We start from the raw sequence: 217 nt of genomic DNA on the forward strand, positions 1-217 counted from the left end.
ATGTCACATTGATATAACCGGTCTTGATTTCGGAAGCAGTGCCATTAATATTACTGACAGTAAGATTGACAGTATACAAACCAGCTGTATCATACGTATGAATTATATTCTGGCTGGAGTAATCCTCAGTACCGTCAGCATCAATATCCCAGGACCATGACGTTGCATTGGTTGAGAGATCCGTGAATGAAACAGTAAGTGGTGCATAGCCTTCAGT

At 41.0% G+C, this 217-nt stretch carries 1 protein-coding gene; it reads right to left on the reverse strand.

Annotated features, from left to right (window positions below; translation table 11 throughout):
• A partial coding sequence (locus E7X57_RS12265) for a PKD domain-containing protein (RefSeq protein ID WP_135613299.1) occupies nt 1-217 on the reverse strand: 217 nt, incomplete at both ends.

The sequence above is a fragment of the Methanococcoides sp. AM1 genome (assembly GCF_900774055.1).
GTDB lineage: Archaea > Halobacteriota > Methanosarcinia > Methanosarcinales > Methanosarcinaceae > Methanococcoides.